This window comes from Streptomyces luteogriseus (assembly GCF_014205055.1).
Lineage (GTDB): Bacteria > Actinomycetota > Actinomycetes > Streptomycetales > Streptomycetaceae > Streptomyces > Streptomyces luteogriseus.
In genome coordinates, this window is sequence record NZ_JACHMS010000001.1 from 901,295 (window position 1) to 917,681 (window position 16,387).

The following is a 16,387-nucleotide window of genomic DNA, read 5'->3' on the forward strand; positions in this document are numbered from 1 at the left end:
TTGACGGGACGGTTCCTTCCGGCCTAGCGGGCCGCGCTGCCACCGTCGGCGAGCGTTCGCGCCTGGTCCGCGGCGGGCCCGGCCACGCGGCCGAGGAGCGAGTCCAGTATCTCGCCCACCCTGATGGCGGTGTTGGAGAGCAGCGACGAGGTGATGCCGTGCGTGTGCTCCGTGCCGCCCTGGAGGTAGACACCGCAGCGCAGGGTGGGGTCGGTCGCGATGCTCCAGTCGCGCTCCACGCGGACGCGGCCCTCGTCGTCGCGCAGGCAGCGGTCGGCGACCTCGCCGAGCAGGCTCGTGGGGTCGACGGGGCTGTATCCGGTGGCGAAGACGACGACGTCCGCCTCGAGGTGGGTGTCCTCGCCGGTCACGAGGGATGTGACCGTGGCGCGGACACTCGACGGCGTCTCCTTGACGCCGGTGAGCCGGGAGACGTTGAGGAACCGCAGGCGCTCGGTGCCGAGCACCTTCTCCCGGTACGACTGCCGGTAGAGGTCGTCGATCAGGTCGATGTCCACCACGGAGTAGTTGGTGTTGCCGTGGTAGTCCATCAGCCGACGCTTGACGTCCTCGGGGGCGGCGAAGTACTCGTCGACGGCCTGGGGGTCGAAGATCCGGTTGGCGAAGCTGCTGTCGTCTGCGGGGCTGTAGCCGTACCGGGAGAAGACGGCGCAGACCTCGGCCTCGGGGAAGCGGCGATGCAGGTAGGCGACGTTCTCGGCGGCGCTCTGACCGGCGCCCACGACAACGAACCGGGAGGGCGAGGAACCCTCCAACTCATCTACCCTGGCGAGCAGTTCGGAGTTGTGCCAGACGCGTTCGCCGCGCTCCACGCCCTCCGGCATCAGGGGGCGCAGGCCGGTGCCGATGACGAGGTTGCGGGCGCGGTGGACCTCGAGGCCGCCGCCCGAGCGGACGGTCACCTCCAGGTGCTCCACGACGCCGTCCCGGGTGACGGGCGCGACGCCGACGACCTCGTGGCCGTAGGAGACCATGTCGTCGACCTGGGCCGCGGCCCACTCGAAGTAGTCGTGGAACTCCACGCGCAGCGGGAACAGGTTCTTGTGGTTGATGAAGTCGATCAGCCGGCCCTTGCTCTGCAGGTAGCAGAGGAAGCTGTACTCGCTGGCCGGGTTCCGCAGCGTCACCAGGTCCTTGAGGAAGGAGACCTGCATGGTGGCGTCGTCGATGAGCATGCCGCGGTGCCAGCCGAAGCGGGGCTGCTGCTCGAAGAAGTGAGCGGTGACCGCCTCGTGCCTGCCGACGCGGTTGTTGTGCTCGCGGAGCGCGATCGCCATGGCCACATTGGACGGCCCGAAGCCGATACCGATCAGGTCGTGGACCGGTGGTGCGTCACCAGGAAGAACCTGCGACATGTCACTCCCATCGTGCGGGGCAGCCGCGTGTCAGGTGTGGAGGGGACGAAAGGCGGGCATGCCAACGAGGCGGCACGCCAAGGAACTTAGGTGAGCCTAAGCTAAACGGGTTGAGGTGTCGACAGGGCAAAACGGACACCCCTTGGATCGGGTTCCGTCAACTGAGCCATCCTGCACACCCGTTGCGGACTAAGGTAAGCCTTGCTTTACTTGCGTCGGTCAACACCTTGCTCTGAGGAGGAACCCCATGCGGGTCGTCATGTTCGGTTACCAGACCTGGGGGCATCGCACCCTGCAAGCCCTCCTGGAGTCCGAGCACGACGTCGTGCTGGTCGTCACCCACCCCAAGAGCGAGCACGCCTACGAGAAGATCTGGAGCGACTCCGTCGCCGACCTCGCCGAGGAACACGGCGTGCCGGTGCTCATCCGCAACCGCCCGGACGACGACGAGCTGTTCGAGCGCCTCAAGGAGGCCGACCCGGACATCATCGTGGCCAACAACTGGCGCACCTGGATCCCCCCGCGCATCTTCGGCCTGCCGCGGCACGGCACGCTGAACGTGCACGACTCCCTGCTGCCGAAGTACGCCGGATTCTCCCCGCTGATCTGGGCGCTCATCAACGGCGAGCCCGAAGTGGGCGTCACGGCGCACATGATGAACGACGAGCTCGACGCCGGCGACATCGTCCGGCAGGAGGCGGTTCCGGTCGGTCCGACGGACACGGCCACCGACCTCTTCCACAAGACCGTCGACCTCATCGCCCCCGTCACCATCGGCGCACTCGGCCTCATCGCCTCCGGCCGGACCGAGTTCACCAAGCAGGACCGCTCCCAGGCGTCCTTCTTCCACAAGCGCGCCGACGAGGACAGCCGCATCGACTGGAGCTGGCCGGCCGAGGACCTGGAGCGCCTGGTGCGCGCCCAGTCCGAGCCCTACCCCAGCGCCTACACCTTCCACCGGGGCAAGCGGCTCGAGATCCTGGCCTCGTTCGTCTCCGAGGGCCGCTACGGCGGCACACCCGGCCGCATCTTCTACCGCGAGGGCGACGGTGTGGTGATCGTCGCCGGTGCCGACGCCCGGACCGGACGCAACCGCGGCCTCGCCATCACGCGCGTACGCACCGAGGACGGCCGGGAGTTGCCCGCGGCCGAGTACTTCACCTCCATGGGCGGCTACCTCACCGACCGCCCCTGACGTGCCGGCCCCGGTACGGTCCCGGGGCCGGCCGACGTCACCGCCGCGCGGACCCGGTCCGCGCGGCGGTGACCGCGCGCGCGATACCCCCGCCTCCCGCTCCCAAGTGGCCGATTTCCGAACGGCGTTCACAGCGTGGGCACAGCCGGGCTACCGTTCACGCATGACGCCCCCCAGCGTGCTGAACCTCAGCGCGTACCTGATGTACGCGACGGGAAAGGCCGCCCGCCGCACCCTGTCGGAGAAGCTCACCGCGAGGGGGCTGCGGTTGTGGCATCTGACCGTCCTGACCCTGGTCGCCGACCTCGGTGCGCAGCCCAAGGGCGTGCTGGCCGCCCGGCTGGACATGAACGCCAGTGACCTCGCGAGGATCGTGAAGGATCTGGCCGACGCCGGGCAGGTCGAGTGCGTCCGCAGCCTCGCCGACCGCCGCCGCGTCGACGTCCGCATCACCCCGGAGGGCAGGAGTGCCCTCGACCACCTCAACGCCGACATCGCCTCCGCGGACGACGACATCCTGACGCCGCTGAACGAGGCCGAACGCGAGCAACTCGCCTCCCTGCTGCGGCGCGTGCACGCCCACCACGAAGGGACGGGCCCCGCCGCCGGGTCGCGGGCGGCTGCTCAGGCCCGCCAGGCGTAACGGCGTTCGGGCCGGCCGGTGGCGCCGTATCGCAGGGACACCTCCGCGCTGCCCGTGCCGTGGAAGTGCTCCAGGTAGCGGCGGGCACTCACCCGGGACACACCGGTCAGGGCCGCGCACTCGGTGGCGGACAGGGTGCCGTCCGCCTCGCGCAGGGCCCGTTCGACGAGTTCGGCGGTCTCCACGCTCATGCCCTTGGGCAGGATGTGTGCCGGGGCGGGGACGAACGCGCCGGCCAGGACGCGGTCCACGTCCGCCTGCCCCCGGACCACCGCGGTGAGCAGCCTGCCCCGCTGGGCGGCGTATCTCTCCAGGCGCAGACGCAGATCCTCGAAGTCGAAGGGCTTGAGGAGGTAGTCGACCACGCCGCGGCGGACCGCGCCGCGTACGGTGTCGGCCTCCGTCGCCGCGCTGATGACCATGACGTCGCAGTCATGGCCCGCGGCGCGCAGCCTGGGAATGACGTCGAGTCCGAAGAGGTCGGGCAGGTACAGGTCGAGCAGGACGAGATCGGGGCGCAGTTCGTCGACCGCCTCGACGGCCTGCTCCCCCGTGTGGGCCGTGCCGACGACGCGGAACGGCTCGACGCGTTCGACGAACGCGCGGTGGACGCGGGCCACCATGAAGTCGTCGTCGACCACGAGGACGTCGATCGCGCCCGCCTTGTCGCTCGCCTCGGTCATGGGGCCGCTCCTTCCGCCACCGTGCCGGTGCGGTGGCCGACGGTCATGCGTGCGGTGAACACGGCCCCTTCGGGGGTGTTGGCCACCGAGATCTCTCCCCCGTGCCGTTCGCAGACCAGCTTGGTCAGGGCCAGTCCGATGCCGCGCTCGCCCTCGCGGGCGGCCTTGGTGGTGAAACCGTGGGAGAACACCTCGCGGGCCAGCTCGGGAGCGACCCCGGGCCCGGAGTCGCGGACCGCGATCTCCACGCTGGAGGCGTCCTGCCGCAGCGCGACCTCCACCCAGGCGTCGTCCCGGGCCGCGGCGGCGTCGACGGCGTTGTCCACCAGATTGCCCACCACGGTCGCCACATCGGCGGCGTCCTCCGGGGCGAGGCGCTCCAGCGCGGTGTCGTCCGAGATCCGCAGGCTGACCTTCCGCTCGGCGGCGAGGGACGCCTTGGCCATCAGCAGCGCGGCCACCGCGGTGTCCCGGACACGGCGGCTGAGGGTGACGTCCAGGGACTGGCGGTGCCGGCTCAACGCGCGGATGTAGCTGACGACTTCGTCCTGCTCACCGATCTGGATCAGCCCGGAGATGGTGTGCAGCTGGTTGGCGAACTCGTGCGCCTGTGCGCGCAGCAGTTCGGAGGAGCTGCGGAAGGATCCGATCTCCCGCTCCAGCCGGGCGAGTTCGGTGCGGTCGCGCAGGGTGGTGACCGAGCCGAGGGGCCGGTCGTCCTTGGTGACGGTCATCCGGTTCATCACCAGGACCCGGCCGTGGCGCACGACGACCTCGTCGCGCTCGCCCGCGGCCGTGCCGGACAGCACGTCGCGCAGCCGGCCGTCGATGCCGAGGCCTTCCAGGCTCTGTCCTACGCAGTCCTCGGGCAGGCCGAGCAGCCGGCGCCCCATGTCGTTGACGAGGGTGAGCCGGTGCTGCGGGTCCAGGGCGATCACCCCCTCGGCGATCCCGTACAGCATCGCCTCCCGGTGCTCGGCGAGCCCGGCGATCTCGCCCGGCTCCAGTCCGAGGGTCTGGCGTTTCACCCTTCGGGCCAGCAGCCAGGAGCCGGCGACGCCGAGTCCGCTGGCGATGCCCAGGTAGGCGAGCAGATAGGAGGAGGCGCCGCTGAGCCGCTGCCACACCGTCGGGTCGGCCTCGCCGATCATCACCGTGCCGAGGATCCGGCCCAGGTTCTCCTCCGTGGCCCCGAGGACGGGCACCTGGGCGGCCAGCTCGCGCTCGCCGTCCAGGGTCAGCTGCCCGGACCAGCCGCGCCCCCGGGCGGTCCCCGGCCCGAGCCGCATGCGCTCGCCGACGAGCGTGGGGTTCGTGGAGCTGACGATCCGCCCGGCCCCGTCGGCCACCGACACCGACGTGACCCCCGACTGGGCCTGTGTGGCGAGCACCAGTGGGGCGAGCGCCTCGCCCGGCGCGGGGCGCACCAGCTGGCTGCGCACCAGCGGGTTGGCGGCCAGCTGCTCGGCTAGCGCGCTCACCCGGCGCCCCTCGACGCGGTTGAAGGTGGCCTGCGACTGGGCGAGGGAGACCGCGGCGACAGCCAGCAGCACCACCACGACGATGGCGAGCTGGAGCACCAGCATCTCGCCCGCGAGCGAATGGCGACGAAAGGTGGCGACCACGACGAACTCAATCTCCGATGCCGCCGCCGGGGGGGGGCGGCTCATGTGCCGAGCCGCACCATCATGACGCCCACCAGCCGAAATCGAAAGAGAGCTGTCACCGACCGCCCGGCTTGGGGCCGATGCCCCGCAACTCCCTGATCGTGCCGCCGAGCTTCGCGCGGAAGGACTCCAGCAGCGCCGGTTTCACGCTGACCACCCAGCGCGTGCCGACGAGGTACTTGCCACCGTAGACGCGCGCCTCCTCCAGCCAGGTCTCCTTGAACCGCTCCTCGGGGAAGGTGGTGATGAGGTAGTCGGCCTTCTTGGTGTGGCACAGGCCCTGGCGCAGCTCGTCGGCGTCGATGCGGATCTTCGCCTTGCAGCCGGTCAGTGCAGCGATCACCTCCACCTTGGCCGGTGCGACGACTCCGGCGGCGGGAGCGGCGGTCACGCTCGGCGCCGCCTTGCCGCCGTCGGCGCCCTTGCCGTCGTCACCGCCGCCGCAGGCCGTGACCAGGGGGAGGGCGACCAGGGCGCCGGCCGCCGCGAGGGCGCGCGGCCGGTGGGCGCGGGAGGGTGTGCGGCGGGGGGATCGTGCGGTCGGTTGCTGCTGGGACACGTCGCCTCTCCGGGTGCGGGCTCTCGGCAGGTGTTCGACAGGAGTACGCACAGGTCCGGGCGGGCGTTCACGCCTCACGCGGCCTCCTCCACCGCCTCGCCCCGCGTCCCGTCGGCCGGTCCCGCGAACTGGGTGCGGTACAGCTCCGCGTACCGCTGCCCCGCCGCCAGGAGTTCCTCGTGCGTGCCCCGTTCGACGATGCGGCCCGCCTCGACGACCAGGATCTGGTCGGCCGCGCGGACGGTGGAGAGGCGGTGGGCGATCACGACGGCGGTACGGCCCTCGAGCGCTTCGGAGAGGGCTTCTTGGACGGCGGCCTCGGAGGTGTTGTCGAGATGGGCGGTGGCCTCGTCGAGGATGACGACGCGCTGGCGGGCCAGCAGCAGCCGGGCGATGGTCATGCGCTGGCGTTCACCTCCGGAGAGGCGGTAGCCGCGTTCGCCGACCACGGTGTCGAGGCCGTCGGGCAGGGACCGTACGAGGTCGTCCAGGCGGGCCCGGCGCAGGGCGTCCCACAGGTCGTCCTCCGTGGCCTCGGGGCGGGCGAGCAGGAGGTTGGCGCGGACGGTGTCGTGGAAGAGGTGACCGTCCTGGGTGACCATGCCCAGGGTCTGCCGCAGCGACTGCGCCGTGAGGTCGCGGACGTCGACGCCGCCGATGCGCACGGCGCCCTCGTCGGTGTCGTACAGACGCGGCATCAGCTGCGCGATGGTCGACTTGCCCGCGCCGGAGGAGCCGACGAGCGCCACGGTCCGGCCGGGTTCGGCGCGGAAGGACAGGCCGTGCAGGACCTCGTCGCCGCCCCGCTTGTCCAGGGAGGCGACTTCCTCGAGGGAGGCCAGGGAGACCTTGTCGGCGGCGGGGTACCCGAAGCGGACGTTGTCGAACTCGACCGCCACGGGCCCGTCGGGCACCGGACGCGCGTCCGGCTTCTCCTCGATGAGGGGCCGGAGGTCGAGCACCTCGAAGACCCGCTCGAAGCTGACCAGGGCGCTCATCACCTCGACGCGTGCCCCCGCGAGCGCCGTCAGCGGCGCGTAGAGCCGGGTCAGGAGCAGGGCGAGCGACACGACCGCGCCGGGTTCCAGGGAGCCGCGCAGGGCGAACCAGCCGCCGAGGCCGTAGACGAGGGCCAGGGCGAGGGCGGAGACCAGGGTGAGGGCGGTGATGAAGGCGGCCTGGGCGGTCGCCGTCCGGATGCCGATGTCCGCGACCCGGCGGGCGCGTTCGGCGAACTCCCGCGACTCCTCCTCGGGCCGGCCGAAGAGCTTGACCAGGGTGGCGCCGGGGGCGGAGAACCGCTCGGTCATGCGGGTGCCCATCGCCGCGTTCAGCGTGGCGGCCTCCCGCTGCATCCGGGCCATCCGGCTGCCCATCCGCCGGGCCGGGATCACGAACACCGGCAGCAGCACCAGGGCGAGCAGGGTGATCTGCCAGGACAGCGTGAGCATCACCGCGAGCGTGAGCAGCAGCGTCACGAGGTTGCTGACCACTCCGGAGAGGGTGTTGCTGAACGCGCGCTGCGCGCCGATGACGTCGTTGTTGAGCCGGGAGACGAGGGCGCCCGTACGAGTGCGTGTGAAGAACGCGACCGGCATGCGCTGCACATGGTCGAAGACGGCGGTCCGCAGATCGAGGATGAGGTGCTCCCCGAGCGTCGCCGACAGTCTGCGGCCGAGGATGCCCAGCGCCGCCTCCGCCACTGCGATCAGCGCGATGAGCAGGGCGAGGCGTACGACCCTGTCCTCGTCCCCGTCCGACACGATCGTGTCCACGACCCACCCGGCCAGGACGGGGGTCGCCACGGCCAGCAGGGCGGTGCCCACGCCGAGCAGGACGAAGAGGGCGATGCGGCGCCGGTGCGGGCGGGCGAACGCGCCGATGCGGCGCAGGGTCGTCAAGGCGAAGGGGCGGCGGTCCTGTTCGGCGTTGATGACGCTGTGCAACTGCGTCCACGCCGTGGTCTCCATGCTCATGAGAGCGACAGTAGAACCTCAAGCAATCTTGAGGTCAAGGAGCTCGCACATTTCCCCGACATCCCGCACAATCAGCCCGATCCCCCCCGTCCCCGTCCCTCCGCGCAAAGGCCCCGATGACGCTCCCCACCCAGCCGCTTCCCGCGCGCAATCCCCAGTCCCCGCTTCCGCAACCCGCAGTTGGCACGGCCTGGACAGCCTCTGGAGACGTGACAGCGGTACACCTCCCCGAACTGAGCCCGGGACGACTCCCCCGTCGCGTCCCGGTCCGCCGCCTGCGGCAGATCCTGTGTCTGCTCCCGCTCCTGCTCGTCACCGTGGTCGCGGTGCAGCACCGGTCGGTACTGGCCGCCGGTTTCGCGCATCTGGGCACCGCCGAGTGGCCCTGGCTGCTGGCCGCGGCCGGCACGACCTGCCTGACCTGGGTCGCCGCCTCCTTCACCCGGCAGGGCGCGGTCGTCGAGCGGCTGCCCCGACGACGGCTGCTGGCCACGCAGTTCGCGGCCGGCGCGGCCAACCACCTGCTGCCGACCGGGCTGGGCGCGAGCGCGGTCAACCTGCGGTTCATGACCGTGTGCGGGCTGCCGCTCGCCCGCTCCTCGGCGGCCCTCGGCCTGTATCTGCTCGCCGAGAGCGTCGGCCGGGTGGCGCTGCTGGGTGTCCTGCTCGTCGCGTTCCCGGGCGCGCTGCGGCTCGGCGCGCTGGTGCCGGAGGCGGCGTTCGGCCCCTTGCTGGCCGGCGTCGCGGTGGTGCTCGTGATCGCCGTGACGGTGCTCGCCCTCGTGCGGCGGCTGCGCTCGGCCCTGGTGTCCTTCCTGCGGACGGCGCTCGGCGAGGCGCGTACGGTGCACACCCGTCCGGCGCGGGCGCTGGCGCTGTGGGGCGGGTCGTTCGCCTTCCCGGCCCTGCAGGCGTCCGTGCTGGTGCTGGTGGGGCGGGCGCTGGGGCTGGACGTCCCGGCCGCGCACATGGCGGTGGCCTACCTGGCGGCGACGGTCGCCGTCGCGCTGGTGCCCACCCCGGGCGGCATCGGCTCGGTGGAGGCGGCGCTCGTGATGGCGCTGGTGGCCGCGGGCGGACCGGCCGCGGTGGCCACCGCGGTGGTCCTGGCCTTCCGGGTCATCACCGTCTGGCTGCCGCTGGTGCCGGGCGCGTTGACGCTGGCGGCGCTGGTCCGGCTGAAGGTGATCTGATCCGGGTTCCGGCTGAAGGTGAGCTGACGGGGAGGGTGCCGACTCGGTCCGACGGTGATCCGCCCCGGGTAGCGTGCCGGTTCCGTCACGCAGAAGGGACGTCACCATGCCGGTGCGGATCGAGCGTCAGGGCCATGTGACCACCGTCGTCCTCTCCCGCCCGGAGGCACGCAGTCCTGGACCAGGAGGGCCTGGACGAACCGGCCGCGCTGCGCGCCGAGTTCCGGCACGGCGCGGGCGTCCTGACCGAGAGCCTGGAAGGAGCCGCCCGGTTCGCCTCCGGCGCGGGTCGGCACGGGTCGTTCACGGACCTGTGAGCGAGCCGGGCGTGACGGTGCGTCATGTGCAGTAACTCACCCTCCGCCCACCCCCGTCTCCGGTACGGAACCCCGTACGGGATACGGCAGGATGAACGATCGTGCCGACCGCAGGTCAGGGTGGTCTGGCACCTTCGGACATCCCGGAAGACGAGCAGGTGACGACGTGACGAGACTTCACATCCGGCCGCCGGTGACGGCGTTCGCGGCAGCTCCCCGCCCCGGAGGTGACCGGTGAACCGGGCACTCACCGTGGACGATCTGCTGTTCGCCGGCATCGCCCTCGCCTCGGGCCTGCTGGCGGCGTTCGCGCTGCGCATCCTGCTGCGCTGGCTGGGCGGGCACGCCGACCGCACCCGCTGGACCGGCGACGACGTCATCGTGCACGCGCTGAGGGCCGTGGTGCCCTGGGCCGCGATCGTGGGTGGCGTGGCGGGCGCGGCGGCCGTGCTGCCGCTGACCCGCACCGTGCAGCACACCACCAACCAGGCGCTCACCGTGCTGCTCATCTTCGTCGCGACGGTGTCGGCGGCCCGGGTGGTGACCGGGCTGGTGCGCACGGTCACCCAGTCCCGCTCCGGGGTCGCCGGATCGGCCACGATCTTCGTCAACATCACCCGGATCCTGGTCCTGGCGATCGGCTTCCTGGTGGTGCTCCAGACCCTGGGCATCTCCATAGCCCCGCTGCTCACCGCCCTGGGTGTCGGCGGTCTGGCGGTCGCGCTGGCGCTCCAGGACACCCTCGCCAACCTCTTCGCGGGCATTCACATCCTCGCCTCCAAGACCGTCCAGCCCGGTGACTACATCAAGCTCAGCAGCGGCGAGGAGGGCTACGTCGAGGACATCAACTGGCGGCAGACGACCATCCGCAATCTGTCCAACAACCTCATCGTGCTCCCCAACGGCCAGCTCGCGCAGGCAAACATGACCAACTTCATGCGCCCCGAGGAGCAGCTGACCATCCTGGTCCAGGTCGGGGTGGCCTACGACAGCGATCTGGAGCACGTGGAGCGCGTGACCAACGAAGTCATCGCCCAGACCATGACCGAGGTCGAGGGCGCGGTGCCGGACCACGAGCCGATCATCCGGTTCCACACCTTCGGCGACTCCCGCATCGGTTTCACCGTCATCCTGGGCGTCGGCGAGTTCAGCGACCAGTACCGGATCAAGCACGAGTTCATCAAGCGCCTGCACAAGCGCTACCGCGCGGAGGGCATCCGCATCCCCGCACCGGCCCGCACGGTGGCGCTCCAGCAGGGCGGGGTCGCCATCCCGCAGCAGCGGACCGGCGAGGTCGAGCCGGGCGGGCTGAGTTCCGCCCGGTTCGACTGAGGTGCGCCGGTCCGACCGAGGTGCGCGCGGGCGCGGCTGACGGGCGCGGGCGCGGCTGAGGGGCGTCTCGGCCGAGGCACGCGGGCCCGGCAGGGACGCCCCGGCTGTTACAGCGTCGCGGAGTTCTCGTGGTGGTGGCTGTCCCTCCGGTCGCGCGGCGCCGAGAGGGACGCCTTCACCGGCGTCACGGTCCAGTCGGGGTGCCCCGGCATGCGCGGCGTCTTCGTGCCGTACAGCCAGTCCCGCAGGAAGCCGTCGAGGTCCTGGCCGGAGACCTCCGAGGCGACGGCGATGTAGTCCTGCGTGGAGGCGGTGGAGTCGCGGTACCGCTCCAGGAACGCGCGCTCCAGGGCCGTGAAGGCCTCCTCGCCGACCTGCTGCCGCAGCGCGTACAGCACGAGCACGCCGCCCAGGTAGCGCTGGCTGTCGAACAGGTTTGCCGCGTTCGGGGCCGCGACCGGCCCGGAGTCGCGGCGCCACTGGTCGCCCTGGGCGTAGGTGTGCTTCATGCGGGCTTCCAGCGTGGTCAGGCCCAGCGAGTCCGCCCAGCCGCGCTCGTAGCGGTACAGCAGCCCGTAGAAGTCGGCGTGGCCCTCGTTCAGCCACAGATCGGCCCAGGTGGCGGGGCTGACGCTGTTGCCGAAGTAGGAGTGGACCAGCTCGTGCATCATGTGCGAGCCGATCTTGCTCTCCTCCTGGAGGAGGTAGTTCGGCTTGTACAGCGTGAGGGTCTGGGTCTCCAGACCGGTGAAGTCGAAGGCGTCCGGGGCGTCGTTGTTGCAGGGCAGCAGGCCGTACGTCTCGAAGGGGTACGCCCCGAGCCGCTGCTCGACCCACGACACCAGCGCCGGGGTGAGTGCCAGGGCCGGCTCCAGCGCGGCGGCCCGGGCGACGGGGACGACGTCCCGCAGCGGCAGCCCGTGCGGGCCCTGCCGGTCCTTGATCACGTAGTCGCCGACGGTGATCTGCACCACCTCGGTGGCGATCGGCGAGCGGGAGCGGTACGTGTACGCGGTCCGGTCGCCGGACAGCTGCTCGGTGCGCACCAGTGTGCCGCTGGCGACGCCCCGCAGCCCGGCGGGCACGGTCAGGCGGAAGGTGAAGTCGGCCTTGTCGGAGGGGTGATCGTTGCAGGGGAAGACGGTGTGCGCCAGGTCCGGCTGGCAGCACACCGCGAATCCGTCCGGCGTGGCCACCCAGCCGCCGGCGGGCGGCGGGGTCCGGCGCGGGTCGGCGCCGTAGGCCACGCACACCGTGGCCCGCGTCTTCGCCGCGAGCGGGCGGGCGGGGGTGATCCGCAGTTTCTCGGCCACCTGCTCGAAGGCGGCCGTGCGGCCGTTGATCCGGACGGAGCGTATGTCCAGGCCGCGCGCGTCCAGGGAGAGGCGGCTCAGGGCCTGGGTGGTGCGGATGGTCAGGGTCACGGTGGCCTCGACGAGCCTGGTCGTGGCGTCGTACGCGACGTCGAGGTGGTACGCCGACACGCGGTATCCGTCATTGCCGAGGGCGGGGTAGACGGGGTCACCGAGGGTCTCGGGGCCCGGGACGGCGCCGGTCCTGCCGGCCGCCTGGGCCGGGATCCCCGTGGTCAGTGCCGCCGCCGTGCCGAGAAGGGCAACCGCCGGGGCCGTCACTCTGGTGCGATATCTCATGGTCCGCTTTCGCTCGGGCGGCCGGGTGGTCAGGTCCGGCCGTGGCTTGGAGTGAGTGATCTCTCTCCCAGACACGGGAGCGGGGCGATCGGTTGCACGAAACTGGTCGCGGACCCCTGTCGAGACGAGGTCGATCACGAGATATCTTGATGTCGAGCAATGTTGCAGACGTGGAGCGGAGCACCCGGTGACTGACTCGACCATCATCTATACGCACACTGACGAGGCCCCCGCCCTGGCGACGTATTCCTTCCTGCCGGTGGTGCGGGCGTACGCGTCGCAGGCGGGTGTCGCCGTGGAGACCCGCGACATCTCGCTGGCCGGACGCATCATCGCCCTGTTCCCGGAGTACCTGACCGAGGACCAGCGCATCCCGGACGCCCTCGCGGAGCTCGGTGAGCTGGCCAAGACGCCCGCCGCCAACATCATCAAGCTGCCGAACATCTCGGCGTCCATCCCGCAGCTCAAGGCCGCCGTCGCCGAGCTGCAGGGCCAGGGCTACGCGCTGCCGGACTACCCGGACGACCCGAAGACCGACGAGGAACGGGAGATCCGCGCCCGCTACGACAAGGTCAAGGGCTCCGCGGTGAACCCGGTCCTGCGTGAGGGCAACTCCGACCGTCGCGCCCCCGCCTCGGTCAAGAACTACGCCAAGTCCCACCCGCACCGCATGGGCGCCTGGACCCCCGAGTCCAAGACCAACGTGGCGACCATGGGCCAGAACGACTTCCGCTCCACCGAGAAGTCCGTCGTGATCGCCGAGGACGGCGCGCTGCGCATCGAGCTGGTCGGCGACGACGGCACCACCACGGTGCTGCGCGAGTCGGTACCCGTGCTCGCCGGTGAGGTCGTCGACGCCTCCGTGATGCGCGTCGCCGCGCTGCGCGAGTTCCTGACCGCGCAGGTCGCCGAGGCCAAGGCCCAGGGCGTGCTGTTCTCCGTGCACCTGAAGGCCACGATGATGAAGGTCTCCGACCCGATCGTCTTCGGCCACGTGGTGCGTGCCTTCTTCCCGAAGACGTTCGCGCAGTACGGCGACAAGCTCGCCGCAGCCGGCCTCACGCCGAACGACGGTCTGGGCGGCATCTGGAAGGGCCTGGACTCCCTGCCCGAGGGCGCCGAGATCAAGGCCTCCTTCGACGCCGAGCTCGCCGAGGGCCCGGAGCTGGCCATGGTCGACTCCGACAAGGGCATCACGAACCTGCACGTCCCCTCGGACGTCATCGTGGACGCCTCCATGCCCGCCATGATCCGCACCTCCGGCCACATGTGGGGCCCGGACGGCAATGAGCACGACACCCTCGCGGTCCTGCCGGACTCCTCCTACGCGGGCGTCTACCAGGCCGTGATCGAGGACTGCCGGGCCAACGGCGCCTTCGACCCGTCGACCATGGGCACGGTGCCGAACGTCGGCCTCATGGCGCAGAAGGCCGAGGAGTACGGCAGCCACGACAAGACCTTCGAGGTCCCCACCACGGGCACCGTCCGCCTGGTCGACCAGCACGGCACCGCGCTCATCGAGCAGACCGTCTCGGCCGGCGACATCTTCCGCGCCTGCCAGACCAAGGACGCGCCGATCAAGGACTGGGTGAAGCTGGCCGTCACCCGCGCCCGCGCCACGGGCGATCCGGCGGTGTTCTGGCTGGACGAGACCCGCGCGCACGACGCCAACCTGATCGCGAAGGTCAACACCTACCTCGCCGAGCACGACACCGAGGGCCTGGACATCCGGATCCTCAACCCGGTCGAGGCGACGAAGCTGTCGGTGGAGCGCATCCGCCGCGGCGAGAACACGATCTCGGTCACGGGCAACGTGCTGCGCGACTACCTGACGGACCTGTTCCCGATCCTGGAGCTGGGCACCAGCGCCAAGATGCTGTCGGTCGTCCCGCTGATGGCGGGCGGCGGCCTGTTCGAGACGGGTGCGGGCGGCTCGGCGCCGAAGCACGTGCAGCAGCTGGTCAAGGAGAACTACCTGCGCTGGGACTCCCTGGGTGAGTTCTTCGCCCTGGTGCCGTCCTTCGAGCAGCTCGCGAAGGTGGCGGGCAACGCCCGCGCCCAGATCCTGGCCGACACCCTCGACCGCGCCACGGCGACCTTCCTCAACGAGGACAAGTCCCCGACCCGGCGCGTCGGCGGCATCGACAACCGCGGCAGCCACTTCTACCTGTCCCTGTACTGGGCGCAGGAGCTGGCCGGGCAGAGCGATGACGCGGACCTGGCGAAGGCCTTCGCCCCGCTCGCCGAGACGCTCGCCGCGAACGAGCAGAAGATCGTCGACGAGCTGAGCGCCGTGCAGGGCAAGCCGGTCGACATCGGCGGCTACTACCAGCCCGACCCGGCGAAGGCCGCGGCGGCCATGCGCCCGTCCACCACGTGGAACGAGGCCCTGGCGTCCCTGAGCTGACGCCCCGGGCCCCTTCGGCCCGCTGACTCCGCCCCGGCCGGCACAGCGCCCGGCCGGGGCGGAGCCGTGTGCGCCCCTCCCCCGGCCCTCACCACTCCCGCGTGGCGATCAGCTCCTCCACGTCCGCGTCCGGGAAGTCGTACGCACGCGCGAGGAAAGCGAAGTCCTCGGCTATCTCCTCCCGGGCCACCGTCTCGATCTCGCTGTCCGCCGCCTCGAACGCGGCCTCCAGGTCGTTGAACTCCTCGGTGGCCGCGTGGGTCAGGACGTACAGCGCGTCGAGGCCGGCGGGCCGCTCCCGCTCGATGCGCTCGCACAGGGCGAGCAGGATCGCGCGGCCGCGGTCCACCACGTGGTCCGGGTAGTAGTCGTCCTCGTACAGCGCCCGGAGGAACGGATGGGTGCTCACCTGCTCGTTGCTGATCGGCATGACGTCCTCGGCCTCGATGGTCCGGCGATGTGGCACCTTGATCCTGCCGGACACCACTGACAACGCCCCCGGAGCCGCCTCGTGACCGACGCCCCGCCGCCCTTCGAGCTGCTGCCCGGGGCCGGGCAGTCTCCGGTGATCCTCCATGTGCCGCACGCCGCACGCGAGATACCGCGGACGGTGCGTGCGGGAATCGCGCTCGGCGACGAGGAACTGGCGCGGGAGCTGGACCACATCACCGACGCGCACACGGACCGGATCGCCGACGTGGCGGCCGGGCGGGCGGCCGTCACACCGTGGCGGTTCGTCAATCGGCTGTCGCGGCTGGTCGTCGATCCGGAGCGGTTCCCGGACGAGCGGGAGGAGATGCTCGCCGTCGGGATGGGGGCGGTGTACACGCGGACCACGCACGGCGCCGCGCTGCGGTCCGGGGGTGTCGATGCCGGGCCGCTCGTCGAGCGGTACTTCCTGCCCTACGCGCGGGCGATGACCGAGGCCGTGGCGGACCGGCTGGCAGTCACCGGGCGGGCCGTGATCATCGACGTGCACTCCTACCCGAGCCGCAGGCTGCCCTACGAGCTGCACGGGGAGGGGCCCCGCCCGGCGGTCTGTCTCGGCACCGACTCCTTCCACACGCCTCCCGAGCTTGCGGCCGCCGCCCGGGAGGCGTTCGGGGAGACGGAGCTCGACACCCCGTTCAGCGGGACCTACGTCCCCCTGGAGTTCTACGGGAAGCGGCCCGAGGTGAGCGCGCTCATGGTGGAGATCCGCCGGGACACCTACATGACCGAGCCGGGCGGCCCCGCCGGGCCCGGGCTGGAGCGGCTCGGCGGGGCACTGGCCCGGCTGGTCGACGCCGTGTCCCGCTGAACCGCCCGGACGGTGATCCGGGGCGCCGGCCCGGCGACTGGGCCCCTGTCCGGTGGCCAGGCCCCTGTCCGGTGGCTAGGCCCCTGT

13 protein-coding genes and 1 pseudogene are annotated in these 16,387 nt (G+C 71.4%); 7 read left to right on the forward strand and 7 right to left on the reverse strand.

All coding sequences use genetic code 11. The features are described from left to right. Positions 1 to 23: 23 nt before the first annotated feature. Entirely contained in the window at positions 24 to 1,376 is a 1,353-nt protein-coding gene (locus BJ965_RS04140; protein ID WP_184907401.1) for a lysine N(6)-hydroxylase/L-ornithine N(5)-oxygenase family protein, read from the reverse strand. A 247-nt stretch (positions 1,377 to 1,623) separates the two neighbouring features. Between BJ965_RS04140 and BJ965_RS04145 the strand changes: the two genes are divergently transcribed. Together BJ965_RS04145 and BJ965_RS04150 are read left to right on the forward strand one after the other, a co-directional pair. Beyond that, a complete protein-coding gene (locus BJ965_RS04145; protein ID WP_184907402.1) occupies positions 1,624 to 2,571 on the forward strand; it encodes a methionyl-tRNA formyltransferase in 948 nt (315 codons plus the stop codon). A 163-nt stretch (positions 2,572 to 2,734) separates the two neighbouring features. Next, entirely contained in the window at positions 2,735 to 3,214 is a 480-nt protein-coding gene (locus BJ965_RS04150; protein WP_184907403.1) for a MarR family winged helix-turn-helix transcriptional regulator, read from the forward strand. Here BJ965_RS04150 and BJ965_RS04155 read toward each other — a convergent pair. The 4 genes from BJ965_RS04155 to BJ965_RS04170 all read right to left on the reverse strand — a co-directional run bounded on the left by BJ965_RS04155 (position 3,196) and on the right by BJ965_RS04170 (position 8,093). Continuing rightward, positions 3,196 to 3,897: a response regulator gene (locus BJ965_RS04155; protein ID WP_184907404.1), complete on the reverse strand. Its 702-nt coding sequence runs from the start codon at positions 3,895 to 3,897 to the stop codon at positions 3,196 to 3,198. The genes BJ965_RS04150 and BJ965_RS04155 overlap by 19 nt on opposite strands. Then, the gene (locus BJ965_RS04160) at positions 3,894 to 5,522 is read right to left on the reverse strand and encodes a sensor histidine kinase (protein ID WP_184916744.1); all 1,629 of its coding nucleotides are present in this window, start codon (positions 5,520 to 5,522) and stop codon (positions 3,894 to 3,896) included. Before BJ965_RS04160 ends, BJ965_RS04155 begins: the two co-directional genes overlap by 4 nt. Before the next feature lie 97 nt (positions 5,523 to 5,619). Beyond that, the gene (locus BJ965_RS04165; RefSeq protein WP_184907405.1) at positions 5,620 to 6,123 is read right to left on the reverse strand and encodes a hypothetical protein; all 504 of its coding nucleotides are present in this window, start codon (positions 6,121 to 6,123) and stop codon (positions 5,620 to 5,622) included. 74 nt (positions 6,124 to 6,197) lie between these two features. Next, a complete protein-coding gene (locus BJ965_RS04170; RefSeq protein WP_184916747.1) occupies positions 6,198 to 8,093 on the reverse strand; it encodes an ABC transporter ATP-binding protein in 1,896 nt (631 codons plus the stop codon). A gap of 215 nt (positions 8,094 to 8,308) precedes the next feature. On the opposite strand from BJ965_RS04170, the gene BJ965_RS04175 reads away from it, so the two are divergent. The 3 genes and pseudogenes from BJ965_RS04175 (at position 8,309) to BJ965_RS04180 (ending at position 10,941) form a co-directional block, all read left to right on the forward strand. Continuing rightward, positions 8,309 to 9,292 (forward strand): lysylphosphatidylglycerol synthase transmembrane domain-containing protein, encoded by a 984-nt coding sequence (locus tag BJ965_RS04175; RefSeq protein WP_376777898.1) that lies wholly within the window; start codon positions 8,309 to 8,311, stop codon positions 9,290 to 9,292. 164 nt (positions 9,293 to 9,456) lie between these two features. Then, positions 9,457 to 9,609 (forward strand): annotated as a pseudogene (locus BJ965_RS39105) (crotonase/enoyl-CoA hydratase family protein); the annotation flags it as partial. A gap of 234 nt (positions 9,610 to 9,843) precedes the next feature. Continuing rightward, positions 9,844 to 10,941, forward strand: a complete 1,098-nt coding sequence (locus tag BJ965_RS04180; protein WP_184907406.1) for a mechanosensitive ion channel family protein — start codon at positions 9,844 to 9,846, stop codon at positions 10,939 to 10,941. 107 nt (positions 10,942 to 11,048) lie between these two features. Here BJ965_RS04180 and BJ965_RS04185 read toward each other — a convergent pair whose 3' ends face one another. Beyond that, positions 11,049 to 12,593 carry a M1 family metallopeptidase gene (locus BJ965_RS04185; protein WP_184907407.1) on the reverse strand — a complete coding sequence of 515 codons (1,545 nt, stop codon included), beginning with the start codon at positions 12,591 to 12,593 and terminating at the stop codon, positions 11,049 to 11,051. Positions 12,594 to 12,780: 187 nt separating this feature from the next. Between BJ965_RS04185 and BJ965_RS04190 the strand changes: the two genes are divergently transcribed. Further along, the gene (locus BJ965_RS04190; RefSeq protein WP_184907408.1) at positions 12,781 to 15,000 is read left to right on the forward strand and encodes an NADP-dependent isocitrate dehydrogenase; all 2,220 of its coding nucleotides are present in this window, start codon (positions 12,781 to 12,783) and stop codon (positions 14,998 to 15,000) included. 88 nt (positions 15,001 to 15,088) lie between these two features. Here BJ965_RS04190 and BJ965_RS04195 read toward each other — a convergent pair whose 3' ends face one another. Next, positions 15,089 to 15,430: a DUF5713 family protein gene (locus tag BJ965_RS04195; protein WP_184916753.1), complete on the reverse strand. Its 342-nt coding sequence runs from the start codon at positions 15,428 to 15,430 to the stop codon at positions 15,089 to 15,091. 81 nt (positions 15,431 to 15,511) lie between these two features. On the opposite strand from BJ965_RS04195, the gene BJ965_RS04200 reads away from it, so the two are divergent. Next, positions 15,512 to 16,300 carry an N-formylglutamate amidohydrolase gene (locus tag BJ965_RS04200; protein ID WP_184907409.1) on the forward strand — a complete coding sequence of 263 codons (789 nt, stop codon included), beginning with the start codon at positions 15,512 to 15,514 and terminating at the stop codon, positions 16,298 to 16,300. Positions 16,301 to 16,387: the final 87 nt, after the last annotated feature.

Excerpts from the sequence above, each read along its gene's own strand:
- BJ965_RS04195 (WP_184916753.1), bottom strand. The coding sequence starts at position 15,430 with ATGCCGATCAGCAACGAGCAGGTGAGCACCCATCCGTTCCTCCGGGCG.
- BJ965_RS04170 (WP_184916747.1), bottom strand. The coding sequence starts at position 8,093 with ATGGAGACCACGGCGTGGACGCAGTTGCACAGCGTCATCAACGCCGAA.
- BJ965_RS04145 (WP_184907402.1), top strand. The coding sequence starts at position 1,624 with ATGCGGGTCGTCATGTTCGGTTACCAGACCTGGGGGCATCGCACCCTG.
- BJ965_RS04140 (WP_184907401.1), bottom strand. The coding sequence starts at position 1,376 with ATGTCGCAGGTTCTTCCTGGTGACGCACCACCGGTCCACGACCTGATC.
- BJ965_RS04155 (WP_184907404.1), bottom strand. The coding sequence starts at position 3,897 with ATGACCGAGGCGAGCGACAAGGCGGGCGCGATCGACGTCCTCGTGGTC.
- BJ965_RS04185 (WP_184907407.1), bottom strand. The coding sequence starts at position 12,593 with ATGAGATATCGCACCAGAGTGACGGCCCCGGCGGTTGCCCTTCTCGGC.
- BJ965_RS04150 (WP_184907403.1), top strand. The coding sequence starts at position 2,735 with ATGACGCCCCCCAGCGTGCTGAACCTCAGCGCGTACCTGATGTACGCG.